Source organism: Deltaproteobacteria bacterium (assembly GCA_020848905.1).
Classification (GTDB): domain Bacteria; phylum Myxococcota_A; class Polyangia.
Genome location: JADLHG010000033.1, coordinates 101,355 through 114,858, shown reverse-complemented (window position 1 = coordinate 114,858; position 13,504 = coordinate 101,355). Strand labels below are relative to the sequence as shown.

Here is a 13,504-nt window from a genome sequence, read left to right as displayed (position 1 = left end):
CGCCGGGGACGCCGAGCGCTACGCCGAGCCCTGGGGTACGTCATCCCCGGCGCTGACCTTCTGCTGCTCCTCGAGGAGCGTGATGGCCACGGCCATGGCTCGCTTGGCCTTGTCGGCGAGCTGCTCGTCCGCCCGGATCTTTTCGTGCGCTTTCCCGAGGCGCTCCTGCAGCTCTCCAAGCTGACCCTCCTGCTCTCGCATGCGACGGTCCTGGTAGACCACCGTCTGCCGGCTCCGTTCCAGATCCTGCTCGAGGCTCCCGATGCGCTGCTGGTGCCCGCCGAGCTCCCCCTCGAGGCGCTCCCGCTCCTCGCGCCGTTCCTCGGCCAGGGCCCCGAGCTCGCCCCGATGGCGCGCGTCCGCCGTCGCCACCTCCTCGACGTGCCGCCGCCGCAGCTCGGTGACTTCCGCCTCGTTGCGGCGCCGCGCCTCGTCCATCGCCTGCGCGTGTTCGGCCTCGAGGCGTTCCTGTTCGGCCGCGTGGTCCTGCTGCTGGGCCTCGCTCAGCGCCCGATACTCGGCCTCCTTGGCCTCCAGCGTGCCACGATGCACCTCTTCCAGCTCGCGGACCTGCCGCGCGTGCTCCTGGCGCACGCGCTCGAGCTCCGCCGCGTGCTCCGTCCGCGCGTGTCCCAGCTCGCGCGTGTGCTCGTCTCGCAGCCGCTCGAGCTCCGCCGCCTGAGCCGCCCGCAGGCTCTCCTCCGCGCGTCGATGCTCCGCAACCTGCGCCGCCCGGTCCGCCGCGGCCTGCTCCGCCTGGCTCGTCAGCGCCGCCTCGTGCTCCGAGCTCAGCCGCGCGAGCTCGTCGGCGTGCCCTTGCCGCAGCGACTGGAGCTCCCCCTCGTACCGCTGGGCCTGCGACCCCAGCGCCAGGCGGTGGTTCTGCTCGAGCTGCGCCACGTGGACGTCGTGGTCGGCCCGCACCCGTTCGAGCTCCGAAGCCTGCCCGCTCTCGAGCCGCTGCCGCTCCTCCGCTCGCTGGCGCTGCTGCTCCTCCATGGCCGCCGCGTGCTCGGCCTCCAGCTCCTGTATTGCCAGGGTCTGTTCGTCGCGCAGCGCCCGGATCGCCGCCGCGTGCTCGGTCGCCAGCTGCTCGAGCTCCGCCCTCGCCTCGTCGACCGCGCGCTGGTGGTCCGAGACCATTCCCTCCACGACCTCCGCGTGCTCGCCGCGAAGCCGCTGCTCGGCCGCCGCGTGCTCGTCGCGCTGGCGCTGCTCGGCCACCCGATGCTCCTCGCGCAACGCGCGCTCGGAGGCGACGTGCGCTGCCTCGAGCTCCTCGCGCTCTCGCTGCGCCTCGTCGACGGCCTGGCGGTGCTCGCCTCGCAGACTCTCGGCCGTCGCCGCGTGCTCCGCTTCGAGCCGCTCCACCGTGGCCGCATGCTCCGCCTGCGCCCGCTCCGTGGCCGCACGGTGCTCCGCCTCCAGCCGGTTCACGCTCTCCGCGAGCTCGTCCTGCAGACGCTGCTCGGTCGCCTGCAGCTCGGCCTTCAGCCGCGTCGTCTCCTCGGCGTAGCGCGCCTTCAGCTCGGCGTTCTCCCCGTAGGCCTTGTCGATCTCGCGCTTGGCCTCCTCGAGCCGCGCCTTGACTCCCTGCTCCCTCTCCACCAGCTTCTGCTTGTCCTGCTGAAGCGCCTCCATGCGCTCCCGGACCGTCATCATCTCCTTCTCGACGACGAGCAGCTTCTCGTCCATGTCGCGCGCCCGGCGCTCCAGCTCGCGAACCTTGTCCTTGTGGTCCAGGATCTGGCGCTCCTTGGCGTCCAGGTCGTCCTTCAGGTCGAGGATCTCTTTTTCCTTCTTGTTGATCACCTCACGCAGGCCGAGCAGCTCCCGGTCCTTCGAGAAGGCGCTCCCCGCGGCGGCCCGGCTCGTCGCCGCCTGCACCTCGTCCTGAAGGCGTCGGTTCTCGCGCTGGAGGTCGTCCAGGCCGCGCCGGGCGTGCCGTTCGACCTCCGCCACCCGACGATCGGCCTCGGCCTGCACGTCCTCGACCCGTCGCCGCAACGCCTCTTCGTCGATCGCCGGAGCTGCCGGCGGCGGGGGCACGGCGACCTCCGCCTGCGAGGCCCGCTCCTCGGCCTCGGCGAGCGCGTCGGTGAGGCGGCCGCGTTCCCGTTCGAGCTCCTCCACGCGGCGACGTAGCGCCTGCTCGTTCTCCGACGGGCCCGGGCGCGCCGCGGCGGCCGCGACGGCCGCGAGCCCCTCGGGGGCCGAACCCCGCCCCACCGCCCCCGTGGCCACCCTGCGCACGGGCGGCTGGTCGAGCGCCGTCGTCATCAGCTCCATCGGCGTCTCGGCCACCTCCCCGAGGTCGAGCGGCTCCGCCGGGGCGATGACCTGCGGCTGCCCCTGCATCCTCATCCCTTCCTCGTGCGCCGCCTCCGCCGCCGTCATGACAGGCGTCGGCTCCCCTGCGCCCTCGTCGAGCCCCCCGAGCTCGAGCGCCGCGAAGGCGTCCTCCGTCTCGCGGTCGATCTCGTGGTCCACCCGCACCGCCGTCATGGCCGCCATGTCGAAGGTGCCGGTGTCGTCGACGTCGATCGCCCCCGGCACCTCGTCCGAGGTCAGCGCCGCCTCCTCCACCACCGCGTCGTCCTCGATGACCTCGATCTCCTCGTCGCTGGTCACGCTGTGCGTGCCCAGGTCGATGATGTTGGCGAGGCCGTCGATGTTGGTCGCCCCCTCGAAATCCTCGGGGCCGTCGTCCATCGACTCGCTCGCGTCGGGCAGCTCCATCAGGCGCGCGAGCTTCTCCATCAGCTCGCCCATGCCGAAGGGCTTGATGATGTAGTCCTCGGCGCGCGTCTTCAGCTTGCGGTGCTGGTCGAAGATCTCCTGCGTCGCCTCCGAGGACATGATCACGAGCGGAACGTCCTTCGTGGCCGGGTTCTTCTTCAGCTTGTTGCAGATCGAGTAACCGCTCATCTTCGGCAGCTCGACGCAGAGGAGGATCAGATCGGGGAGCGGCTGCCTGGCGCGGGAGAGGGCGTCGTTGCCGTCGGTGACGAGGTCGACCTCGAGGCCGCCGCGGCGCAGCGCGTTCTCGATTTGCGAGGCGAAAGCCAGGTCGCTCTCGACCACCATCACACGCGGCGCGTTCTTGTAGGGTGCCATGCGTCCCTGCCTCTCCTGAGGGGCCTGCCCGTCGCGGGCATCGAAAGCTGGAATTTCACGATCTTAGGTTCCGACGGTCGCGCTGTCAAACTGCGGCGACCGCGCGGGTGCGGGACGGCAGGTCAGCGCACGTGCGCGATGAGCCGCACCAGACGATGGCGCTCCATGTCCGACGCCACGGCGTAGCCGGTGCCGCCGTCCACGAACATCGCCACGTTGTAGCCCCTGACCGGGTGCCACTGGACGTCGCGCGTTCCGAGGCGCATCACCTGCCCCCCGGCCTGAGGCAGCGCCCCCTGGTCCACGATGAAGACCGACACGCGATTCCGGCCCACCAGATACGCGAGATAGGCCGCCCGGTGCTCCCGCAGGTTCGAGAGCCTCGCCCCCACGAGCTTGACCTCCGGCTCCCCGAAGGTCGGCGGGCGAATCGCGAACGGGACCTTGTTGCTGAAGAAGCGCCGCACGGACTCCATGCTGGAGCCCACCACGTCGAACGGCACCTCCTGCCGGTGCCACTGCACGCTCTCCTCGGCGAGCGACGCCAGCGCATCCACCTGCGAAAGATCCACGCGCCGCGAGAGCACCACCCCCGTCACGAGGGCCGCCGCCGCCGCCGCGGGAATGATGACGCGCAGCGAGCGCCGCGCCCAGTGCTCGCCCCCGTGCTCCTCGGCCTGGAGCGCGCGGCAGACCCTCGCCCGCAGCTCCGGCGACGCCTGCACCCCACCACCCTGCTGCTCCTTCAGTCGCGCGCGAAACCGCTCCTCGAAGCGCGCGATGCCGCGGCACCGGCAGCAGCTATGCAGGTGGGCGGCGTAGGCCACCCGGTCTTCCTCGGCGAACTCCCCGTCCAGGTAGGCGTGGATGAACTTCTGAAGCTCCTGGCAGTCCATGGCCTACTGTCCCCGCCGCCGCCGGTACGCGTCCAGGTCGGTCGGCGCGTCGGCGCCGCTCGACTCGGCGGGGGCCGGCACGATGCCTCGCTCGACCGCGTAGTGCCAGAGCGCCTTCTGCAGCAGGCGCCGCCCCCGGTAGAGCCGACTCATCACCGTGCCCACCGGACATTCCAGGATCTCGGCGATCTCCTTGTAGGAGAAGTCGTAGACGTCGCAAAGCAGCACCGCCAGCCGGAACTCCTCCGGCAGCCCCTCCACGGCTTCCTTGATCCGCTCGACCGCGATCCCGTCGAGGATCCCGGCCTCCGCGTCCTCTCCGGCCGCCGTCGCCTCGGAGATGAAGCGGTCGTAGTGCCCTTCCACCTCGGCCTCGAGCTCCACGCGCCGCACGCTCTTCGTCTTGCGAAACGTATTGTAGAAGGTGTTGGTGAGGATCTTGAAGAGCCAGGCCTTGATGTTGCTGCCCGTCTCGAAGCGGTCGTAGAAGCGGAAGGCCTTGACCAGCGCGTCCTGGACCAGGTCCTCGGCGTCGCGCTCGTTCCGCGTGAGCCGCAGGGCGAGCCCGTAGAGCGCGTCGAGGTGGACCAGCGCCTCGCTCTCGAACTCGTGTCGCTGCCGACTGGAGGAAAATACCGTGCGACGCATCTGCCTTCAGTACCCGGGCCGCGGTCGTTCTATTCCTCGAGCATGGCCCGGAAGGGGGCTGGACTTCAAGATACGCGTGCGATTCGCGATTGTTGCATGAAGTCGCCAATCGCCGCGAAGGCCCGCCGCAAGGTCTCCTCGGGGGGGAGGAACACCACCCGGAAGTGGGCCGTCCCGGGGCGCTGGCCGAAGCCGGAGCCGTGGACCACCACGACCCCCGTCTCGAGAATCAGCCGCTTGACCCAGGCCTCGTCGGGCTCCTCGATCTCGAGGCGCGGAAAGGCGTAGAAGGCCCCGGCGGGGGCCACGCACGAGACCCCCGGGATGGCGTTCAGCATCTCCACGGTGATCTGCCGGCGCGCGCGGAGCTTCGCCACCACGGTGGCCACGTGGCTCTGATCTCCCTCGAGGGCCGGCACGATGCCGTACTGCACCGGCAGGTTCGCGCACAGCCGCGCCCGCAGGAACTTGTGGATCGCGTCCACGAGCGGCCGAACGCGCTGCTCCGGGCCGCTCACCACGCACCAGCCCATCCGCAGCCCGGGACCGAGGAACGCCTTCGACATGCCGTTGAAGGTCAGGACCGGCACCTCGTCGGTGAGCGAGGCCAGCGAGACGTGCGGCAGCCGGTCGTCGAGGACCAGCCGGTCGTAGATCTCGTCGCACAGGATGACGAGCTTGTGGCGCGCGGCGAACTCCACCAGCGCCTCGAGCGTGCGGCGCTCGCAGACCGAGCCCGTCGGGTTGTTCGGGTTGATGATCACGAGCGCCCGGGTCCGCGGGGTGAGGCGCGCCTCGAGGTCCGCCGGGTCCGGCTGCCAGCCGTTGCTCTCGTCGAGGAAGTACGGGTTCTCCACGACGCCGAGCTTGTTGAGCACCGCCGAGTAGAGCGGGTAGCCGGGCCACGGCAGGAGCACGTCGTCCCCCTCGTCGGCCAGCGCCGAGAGGCAGATCTCGATGCACTCGCTGCCGCCGTTGCCGACGAAGGCGTCTCGCACGGCGCGGATCCCGTTGCGCGCGGCCTGCGCGCGAATGGCCTCGAGCGCCACGGGGAGCCCCTCCGACGGGGCGTAGCCGGTGTGGTTGTCTCGCATCGCGCGACAGATCGCGTCCACGATGTGCGGCGGCGTCACGAAGTCGAACTGGTTCGGGTCGCCGATGTTCAGGTAGAGCAGCTCGCGGCCGGCCGCCTTGGCCTGTCGCGCCACAAGCACCACGTCCCGCACCGCGTACTGGATCCGCTCGGTCCGCCGAGCCGGTTTGATCGCGTCCATCGTCATGAATTCGTCCTCTGACCGGAAGATTCTGATCCGCCGCGCGCGCCCGGCCCGCCTCGCAGCGCAGCGCGCCGCGTCGCTTTCTGGCCTCGGGTCCCTCGATCGCTACAATCGGGGTGCTTGGCCGGCCGCAAAAACTCTACCTTCGCGTACTGCGCGCCCGCTCCACGACGGGCCCGGAGCGCGCTCTGCGCCGTCCGCTCCGCCGCCGGCCTCGCGCTATCGGTGGTCCTCTCAGGAGCGACCGCGGGGAGGGCAGAAACGCCGGACCAACCCGTGTCAGCGGAGTACATCCAACGCCGCCTCCGAAGTCAAGGGAGCGCGGCCCCCTCGCCCGACGCCGCTCTCGCTCGCGTGGCCTCGCAGTACGGCCAAGCGCTCGCCGAGCTCCCCGCCTCCTCTCCCGGCCAGGCCCGGAGCTACCTGCGCTTTCTCCTCGAGCGCGAGGGGGTGCGCGACGCCACCGTGCGCGCCGTGGCCCTGCCCTTCACGAGCGCGGGCACCCTCCGCCGCGCGCTGAACGAGGCGCTCGAACGTCTCCGAGGTAACGAGCTGACCCACTTCGGCCTCGGAACCGCGGCCGCCCTCTCCGCCGCGGCGGGAGTCCCGGACTCCCGGACCGGCGGCTCCCAGCTCCTGGCCCTGCTTCTCGTGCGCCGCCGCGTGGAGCTCGGGCCGCTGAGCCCGACCGTGGGCCGCCCGCTCCGCCTCTGCGGTCGCCTGCTCCGCGGGCGCCGCCCACAGGTCCTCGTGACCTACCCCTCGGGCAGCGTTGCACAACGTCGCCCAGGCCTCGCGCACGGGCGCTTCTGCGTCGAGCTCCCCCCGGTCGAGCGAGGCGAACACGCGGTGGAGGTCATGGTGGACGGCCCCTTCGGCCCCGAGGTCGCGGCCCTCTTTCCGCTACGCGTCGGCGTCTCCGGGCCACGCCAACCGGTACAGAAGCTCTACCCACCCGAAACGACCGACGAGCCGGACACCGCGCGGCGGCTGCTCGCCCTCGTGAACGGGAGCCGCCGAGCCTCGGGCCTTCGCCCGCTCGCGTGGGCCACACACCTGGAACGGGTGGCCCGCGCGCACAGCCGGGACATGCTCGACGGCGGCTTCTTCGGGCATCGCTCTCCGCGAAACGGGGGTCTGGCAGCACGCCTGCGGGCCGCCCAGGTGGAGTACGAAGAGGCGAGCGAGAATCTGGTGCTCGCCACCTCCGCCCGACGGGCCCACGATCGGCTGATGAGCAGCCCGGCCCACCGCCGCAACATCCTGGACCCGGAGCTGACCCACGTCGGGATCGGGGTCGCCACGGAAGGCAGCCGCGCGCCCCTGCTGATCACGCAATGCTTCGCCCGCCTGACCCCGGCGCCGCAGCCCGAAGCAGAGTGACGCGCCGCACGGATGTCAGGCTGTGCCAGCTCCGCACGGCGCGCCCTGACACAACGCCCGCGAAACCCTGCGAAGTGACGCGCCGGCTCCCTGGCGCGCGACTTGCTTTGCCAGCAGTGTGATCACTGCCCCACGCCCCGAGGACCGAGGAGGGAGAGCCATGCCTGCCCGCGCGACGCTGAAGATACCGGAGAGCTTCGACCTTTCAACGGTCTACGTCGTCTCCCCGGAGCGTCGCGACGCCGCCCAGCTCCCCGGCGCGGTCTTCGAGATCGTGGCGCTTTTCGACGGCGAACGAACGCTGCTCGAGGTGTGCGCTCGCGCGCAGATTTCTGAGGCGCGCGGCCTGGCCGCCGTCAGAAAGCTAACAACGCTCGGGGTGCTGCTCGCCCCTCCGGGGAGCGCCGCCGACCTCGCCCACGCGCCCGCGCTGCCGCCTGGGACCGAGTCGTCGCACGGACCGGAGGCGCCGAGCGTGCAGCCCGAGCCCTTCTCCCCGTTCGAGGAATCCTTCTTCGCCACCGAGCCCGCCCCTCTCGATGAGGCCGACCTTCCCGCCGAGCCGCTCGCGGTGCGCCTGCGCGACGCCGTCACGCGCGTGCGTCGCCGGCTCACCACCGGGGCCGCCGCAGTGGTCGGAAGAGCTCGCTCGGTCACCTCGCCCCCTGAGCGCCGCCCGAGTCCACGATCGATCGAATAGCCCCACCTGTCCCGGCCTCGCCTGCCGCGTAAGCCCTGACCCACGGGCGGCGTTTCTGCTCCGATGCCGTCCGACCGTTCGTTCGCAAGCGCGTGCGCTTCGTCACGAAAGGAAGGTCCCTCGGGCCGTCTCGTAGGACAGCTTGCCGCTGCCATGTCGAGCACCCGACCTCATCAGAAGGCCCGCGCCGCAGTCGAGCGGCGAGGCCGCGAGGACTCACCCCGCGGGGCGAGGAGCGCGTTGACTTCCGACCTTCGACAGCCTACGCTCCTGGCAGCTTACGCTCCCCGATCGCACTGTCGAGCGACCAGGGGCGCACATGCGCCGCTGAGCTGTCGTTCTGTTCGGTTCGGACCTCACCGCGTCCCGAGCGGTTGTCCGAGCCCGGGCGGAGGTCCGGGCGTGGTCAGTGCCGGCGTGGTCAGTGCCTACGGTAGAAAGAACGCGTTCGTAACCCTAGGGAGGTTTCCAAGATGAGAGCGACCGCTATCGCAATGCTGCCCTGCCTTCTCGCCATCGGCTGCACCCACGACGGGCCGCCCCCGCAGACCGCGGCCGCGATCCACGGCACCGCCCCCGACGGCACGCCGCGCTGGGTCCGGCGCGGAAGCGGCGCCTACGACGGTGACAACGGGAAGGCCTTCTACGGCGTGGGCATCGTGCGCGGCATCCAGAACCCGTCGCTCTCCCGCCAGACGGCCAGCAACCGCGCTCGCGGCGAGGTGGCCACGCTCTTCGACGCCTACATCGCCAAGATGATGAAGGACTACCAGCGCTCCACCGCCACGGGCGACCTGCGCAACAGCGCCGAGGAGCAGGACGTGGTCTCCGCCCAGAAGACGATCACCGAGGTGACCCTCCGAGGCGTGGAGGTCCGCGACACCTGGACCGACCCGCAGACGGGTGACCTCTACGCGCTCGCGGTGCTCGACCTGAACGGCGTCATGAAGGGGATCCAGGACGCGAACCAGCTCAACGGCCAGGTCCGCGACTACGTGCGCAACAACGCCCGGCGCGCCTTCGGCGAGCTCGACGACGAGCTCCGCAAGCGCAGCAATCGCTAGCGGTCGCTGGGGCTTCCGGTAGGTCCATTTCCTCCCCTGCTCGTCGAGCGAGGTGATCCATGAGAAGGAGCGTGGTCCTGGCAACCCTGGGCATCTGGACGGCCTTCGCCGCTCCGGCCCGGGCCGACGTCGCCCCGACCTCCCACGCGAAGAAGGTCGTCGCGGTGCTGCCCTTCAGCTCGCCGAGCAAGTGGAGCGAACTCGGTCGCAATGCGCAGGAGACCTTCGTCACCCAGCTCGTGAACGCGCGGCAGATCCGCGTGGTGCAGGCGAACCTGGTGGAGCGCATGCTCAAGCGGCGCGGCCTGCACTACACCGGCACCGTCGAGCCGGCCATCCTGCGCGCCGCCGGCACCTGGCTCAAAGCCGACTTCGTGCTGGCCGGAAAGCTGCGTTACGGCGGCGACGCCTACGTCCTCAGCGCCCACGTCATGAACGTGCGCACGCTCGAGACCACGATGGCCGAGGACGTGGACTTCTCCGACCTGTCCAAGATGCGCGTCGCCGTGCGCGCCCTGGCGAAGAAGATCTCCGGGACGATCAGCGGCCAGGGCTCCTCGGGGGGTGGCAAGTCGGCCGACTTCCTCAACGTCAACGCCCGCGCCTTCTACGACACCTCCGACGCCTGCATTCGGGTGACGAAGCTCCTCATGAACCGCTTCCGCTTCACCGGAACCGTCGAGACGGTGGACGACGAGGAGAAGACGATCACGGTCAAGGGCTACGCGGGTCACCTCAAGGAGGGCGTGCCGCTCGACATCTACTCCACGGGCGGCATCGACGGAGATCAGAAGATCACCAGCGCCTGGGTCACGCGAAAGACGCCGGCCGGTTTCGAGGCCAAGGTGCGCTTCATGCCCGACGACGGGATCGAGCTGGGGGCGAAGATCACCAACTACAAGCGGAAGTGGGTCATCGCCGTCGGCAAGGTCGAGGACGAGGTCGAGGACAACGAGAAGCTCGTGGAGAAGTTCCGCGACGCGCTGCTCGAGAAGATGTCCGAGGGTGACGCGTTCGAGCAGATCGAAGGGGACACCACCGACCTCCTGGCCAAGCTCTCCAGCCGCAAGACGCGTTTCTTCGCCTTCAAGAAGCTGCACGAGCGGGGCGTGGACCTCGTGCTGGAAGGGAAGTTCTACGGCTCCTCGGGGAGCCGGCGCGCGCATTTCAAAGTGTATTCCACCGCCACCGGAAAGATCTGGGGCGAGCCGAAGTTCGAAACCAGCCTGTAGCAAGCACGAGACCAGCTAAAGACCATTCAAAGGAGCGTGTGACGATGAGCCCTATTCGTTCGAGTACGGTGTTGGCGTGCGCCGTGGCCCTCACGGCCCTCACCGGCTGCCCGAGCGGCCCCAGCACCTCGGTCGTCCGGACCAACCCCAATGCGCAGGTGGACCTGTCGGGGAACTGGAACGACACCGACGCCAATCAGGTGGCGGCGGCGATGATCCGGGACTGCCTGACCCGGCCCTGGACGAGCAAGTTCAAGGCGGAGAAGGGGCGCGACCCGGTGGTCAAGCTGTACCCGATCCGCAACCGCTCCTCCGAGCACATCAACACCAAGTTCTACACGAAGCAGGTGGAGATGGAGCTGCTCAACTCGGGGGCCGTGAAGGTGGTGGCCGCGCTCGAGGAGGCCGGTGACGCCCGCTACGAGAAGATGGAGCAGTCGGTGCACGCCTCCGACGAGACCGCCAAGCAGCACCAGAAGGAGACGGGCACGGACTTCCTCCTGAACGGCTGGATCGTGTCGCAGAACGACGCGGTCGACGGCCAGGAGGTGCGCGCCTACGTCACGACGATGGAGCTGATCAACGCCGAGACGCAGGAGAAGGTCTGGATCAAGGTGCACCAGATCAAGAAGGTCATCACGCGTCAGGGCTCGCAGTGGTAATCACCCGCGCGCGGCGGCCCCGTCGCGCGCCATCGCATCGCAATCGGAGGAACGACAGATGAGAACCCGCACCTTGGCAGTGTGGACCCTTGCCCTGGTCTTCGTCGGCTGTGGTCAGACCAAGATGGTCCAGACCACGGGCAAGATCCGCGCTCACATGCTCAATTCGAACTACCAGGCGGCGCTGGCCACGCTGCGCATCGACAAGAAGGACGCGTACAAGGAGCAGGACCGCGTGGCCTTCTGGCTGGACGAGGGGATGCTCCTGCACCTCACGGGCAACTTCAAGCAGTCGACGGACGCCCTGAGCCAGGCCGAGAAGCGCTCGATCGAGCTCTACACCACGTCGGTGTCGAAATCGATCACGGCCGCCTTCACCTCCGACGCCGCGAAGGACTACGAGGGTGAGGACTACGAGAAGGTGCTCATCCACGTGGTGAAGGCCTTCAACTTCATGTCCACGGGTGACGAGAACGGCGCCCTCGTCGAGGCGCGCAAGATCAACGAGAAGCTCGCGCTCTTCAACACCAAGTACAAGCACAAGAACGTCTACAACCAGGACGCCTTCGCGCACTGGCTGATGGGCCTGCTCTTCGAGATGGAGAAGAGCTACGACGACGCGCGCATCGCGTACGCCAAGGCCTACGAGGTCTACGGTCACGACTTCGCCGGGAACTACGGCTTCCGTCCGCCAGCGTATGTGGGCGAGGACATCGTCCGCGCCTCGATCCTCGGCAACGCCGCGGACGAGGTGGCCAAGTGGAAGGGGAAGGTCGGCGGCGAGGCCGGCAAGACGGCCGACCTGATGAAGACCCACGGCGAGGTGGTGGTCTTCCACATGAACGGTGAAGGCCCGAGCAAGAGCGACTACTTCGTCAACTGCTGGTTCCTCGGGATCGCCAACTGGCGCTGCGACGGCGAGCCGGGCGGCGAGTTCATGAAGAAGACCACGATCATGATCCCGAAGGGCGGCACGACGATCAAGGTGGCCTTCCCGATCCTGCACGTGCACGCGCCGTCGGCGCAGTACATGGACATCACCGTCGGTGGCCAGACCGGCCGCAGCCTGCCGGCCTATCCGCTGAACGAGATCGCCATGAAGACCCTCGCCGACAAGATGCACCGCATCTTCCGCGACGCGATGATCCGCATCGTCACCAAGCTCGTCACGAGCAAGGCCGCGGGGGCCATCGCCGGCAAGGCGGGGGGCAAGCTCTTCGGCTGGATCGCGGAGAAGGGCTCGAGCGCGATCATGCAGGCCTTCGAGGAGGCCGACAAGCGGGCCTGGACGACGCTCCCCGCGCGCATCGACGTGGCGCGCGTATGGGCCACCCCGGGGACCCACACCCTCACGATCATGCTGTCGAACGGCCGTCGGGCCACGATCCCCAACGTGAAGGTTGCGGCCGGCCAGAAGGTGATTCTGACCTACCGGTCCCTGTAGCCCCTACGAGGAGGTTCTCCATGAGACGGCTTGGGCACGTAATGACAGTGGCGGTGGCGCTCGGTGCGCTGGGCTGTCCACCTCCGCCACCGGCGTACCCGCCCCCTCCGGGGGGCGGTCCCGTAGGAACGCGGCCGCACCCGATGGACGACCGGCCCGGCGGCTTCGCCGAGCTCGAGTACCTGACGGCGGAAGGACGCGGAACGACCGAGATGCTGTGCGAGCAGGACGCTCGCGGGAATCTGGCGAAGATCTTCATCTCGCAGATCCAGCAGGTCTCGACCGACTGGCAGGGGCACTTCTCCAAGGTGGGGCCGATGGGCTCCATGCGCGTAGAGGCGATGAGCGTCAGCCAGATCACGCAGGTGGCCACGGACAAGACCCTTCAGGGGACGCGCGTCGTGCACCGGGGCGCGGCTCCCGAGGGGGGCGTGAAGTGCTTGGGCGTGCTCGAGCGAGCGCCGGTCGAGGCCAACCTGCGCTCGGAGATCGACCGCCTGGACGGGGAGATCGGGACGTACCTGCGCGCAGGCGACGCGGCCACGAGCGCCACGGACAAGTTCATGAACTACAAGAACGCGATGCTCGCCATGCAGCGCCGAGAGGCGCTCAACGTGGACCTGCGCATCGTGAACTCCCGCGGCGTAGGCAAGCCTCCGCCCACCGACTGGGGTGCGCTCGTGGCCAAGTTCACCTCGGCCAAGGGCAAGATCAAGATCGGTCTCATCATCCAGGGGACCGAGGCGCGGAAGATCCAGACCTGCATGGCCGAGGAGCTGACCAAGCAGGACATCTCGGTCATCGAGGGGTCGAGCGACGTGGACATCATGGTCCACGGGCAGCTCAAATACGCTCGCGCGGGCTACGTGCTGGGTTCCGAGATGGTGCGGGCGGACATCAACCTGCGCCTCGCGGACATCGAGAACGGCAAGACGCTCGCGGCGTTCACGGACTACGTGAAGGTGGGGCGGCCCGAGCTGCAGCAGTCGGTGCAGCTCGCCGTGGCTCGCCTCTGCATGCAGGCCGTGCCCCAGCTCGTCTCGAAGGTTCGCGCCGCGCTCAGGCGGTAGGACGCAGCGCG

General features: G+C 69.3%; 11 protein-coding genes. 7 read left to right on the top strand and 4 right to left on the bottom strand.

The window, feature by feature from the left end; genetic code table 11:
* Positions 1-18: 18 nt before the first annotated feature.
* The 4 genes from IT371_15080 to IT371_15065 all read right to left on the bottom strand — a co-directional run bounded on the left by IT371_15080 (position 19) and on the right by IT371_15065 (position 5,941).
* Positions 19-3,117 carry a response regulator gene (locus IT371_15080; protein ID MCC6748981.1) on the bottom strand — a complete coding sequence of 1,033 codons (3,099 nt, stop codon included), beginning with the start codon at positions 3,115-3,117 and terminating at the stop codon, positions 19-21.
* Between the two features lie 122 nt (positions 3,118-3,239).
* The gene (locus tag IT371_15075; GenBank protein MCC6748980.1) at positions 3,240-4,013 is read right to left on the bottom strand and encodes a hypothetical protein; all 774 of its coding nucleotides are present in this window, start codon (positions 4,011-4,013) and stop codon (positions 3,240-3,242) included.
* Positions 4,014-4,016: 3 nt separating this feature from the next.
* Positions 4,017-4,661 (bottom strand): sigma-70 family RNA polymerase sigma factor, encoded by a 645-nt coding sequence (locus tag IT371_15070; protein MCC6748979.1) that lies wholly within the window; start codon positions 4,659-4,661, stop codon positions 4,017-4,019.
* 65 nt (positions 4,662-4,726) lie between these two features.
* On the bottom strand, positions 4,727-5,941 hold the full coding sequence (locus IT371_15065; GenBank protein ID MCC6748978.1) for an aminotransferase class I/II-fold pyridoxal phosphate-dependent enzyme: 1,215 nt from the start codon (positions 5,939-5,941) through the stop codon (positions 4,727-4,729).
* Positions 5,942-6,214: 273 nt separating this feature from the next.
* Here IT371_15065 and IT371_15060 point away from each other — a divergent pair, with 273 nt between their 5' ends.
* From IT371_15060 to IT371_15030, 7 genes are all read left to right on the top strand, one after another.
* Complete coding sequence (locus IT371_15060) at positions 6,215-7,321, top strand: hypothetical protein (protein MCC6748977.1); 1,107 nt, start codon at positions 6,215-6,217, stop codon at positions 7,319-7,321.
* A 160-nt stretch (positions 7,322-7,481) separates the two neighbouring features.
* Positions 7,482-8,021: a hypothetical protein gene (locus tag IT371_15055; GenBank protein MCC6748976.1), complete on the top strand. Its 540-nt coding sequence runs from the start codon at positions 7,482-7,484 to the stop codon at positions 8,019-8,021.
* A gap of 473 nt (positions 8,022-8,494) precedes the next feature.
* Complete coding sequence (locus IT371_15050) at positions 8,495-9,085, top strand: LPP20 family lipoprotein (GenBank protein ID MCC6748975.1); 591 nt, start codon at positions 8,495-8,497, stop codon at positions 9,083-9,085.
* Positions 9,086-9,144: 59 nt separating this feature from the next.
* Positions 9,145-10,317 (top strand): hypothetical protein, encoded by a 1,173-nt coding sequence (locus IT371_15045; protein MCC6748974.1) that lies wholly within the window; start codon positions 9,145-9,147, stop codon positions 10,315-10,317.
* A 44-nt stretch (positions 10,318-10,361) separates the two neighbouring features.
* Positions 10,362-10,979 (top strand): penicillin-binding protein activator LpoB, encoded by a 618-nt coding sequence (locus tag IT371_15040; GenBank protein ID MCC6748973.1) that lies wholly within the window; start codon positions 10,362-10,364, stop codon positions 10,977-10,979.
* Between the two features lie 58 nt (positions 10,980-11,037).
* Entirely contained in the window at positions 11,038-12,423 is a 1,386-nt protein-coding gene (locus IT371_15035) for a hypothetical protein (protein ID MCC6748972.1), read from the top strand.
* A 20-nt stretch (positions 12,424-12,443) separates the two neighbouring features.
* Positions 12,444-13,493 (top strand): hypothetical protein, encoded by a 1,050-nt coding sequence (locus IT371_15030; GenBank protein MCC6748971.1) that lies wholly within the window; start codon positions 12,444-12,446, stop codon positions 13,491-13,493.
* The last annotated feature ends 11 nt before the right edge of the window (positions 13,494-13,504 follow it).

What these genes read in the sequence shown, in the direction of transcription:
- IT371_15050 (MCC6748975.1), top strand. Translation starts at nt 8,495, where the DNA reads ATGAGAGCGACCGCTATCGCAATGCTGCCCTGCCTTCTCGCCATCGGC.
- IT371_15055 (MCC6748976.1), top strand. Translation starts at nt 7,482, where the DNA reads ATGCCTGCCCGCGCGACGCTGAAGATACCGGAGAGCTTCGACCTTTCA.
- IT371_15030 (MCC6748971.1), top strand. Translation starts at nt 12,444, where the DNA reads ATGAGACGGCTTGGGCACGTAATGACAGTGGCGGTGGCGCTCGGTGCG.
- IT371_15035 (MCC6748972.1), top strand. Translation starts at nt 11,038, where the DNA reads ATGAGAACCCGCACCTTGGCAGTGTGGACCCTTGCCCTGGTCTTCGTC.
- IT371_15080 (MCC6748981.1), bottom strand. Translation starts at nt 3,117, where the DNA reads ATGGCACCCTACAAGAACGCGCCGCGTGTGATGGTGGTCGAGAGCGAC.
- IT371_15045 (MCC6748974.1), top strand. Translation starts at nt 9,145, where the DNA reads ATGAGAAGGAGCGTGGTCCTGGCAACCCTGGGCATCTGGACGGCCTTC.
- IT371_15070 (MCC6748979.1), bottom strand. Translation starts at nt 4,661, where the DNA reads ATGCGTCGCACGGTATTTTCCTCCAGTCGGCAGCGACACGAGTTCGAG.
- IT371_15075 (MCC6748980.1), bottom strand. Translation starts at nt 4,013, where the DNA reads ATGGACTGCCAGGAGCTTCAGAAGTTCATCCACGCCTACCTGGACGGG.
- IT371_15040 (MCC6748973.1), top strand. Translation starts at nt 10,362, where the DNA reads ATGAGCCCTATTCGTTCGAGTACGGTGTTGGCGTGCGCCGTGGCCCTC.
- IT371_15065 (MCC6748978.1), bottom strand. Translation starts at nt 5,941, where the DNA reads ATGACGATGGACGCGATCAAACCGGCTCGGCGGACCGAGCGGATCCAG.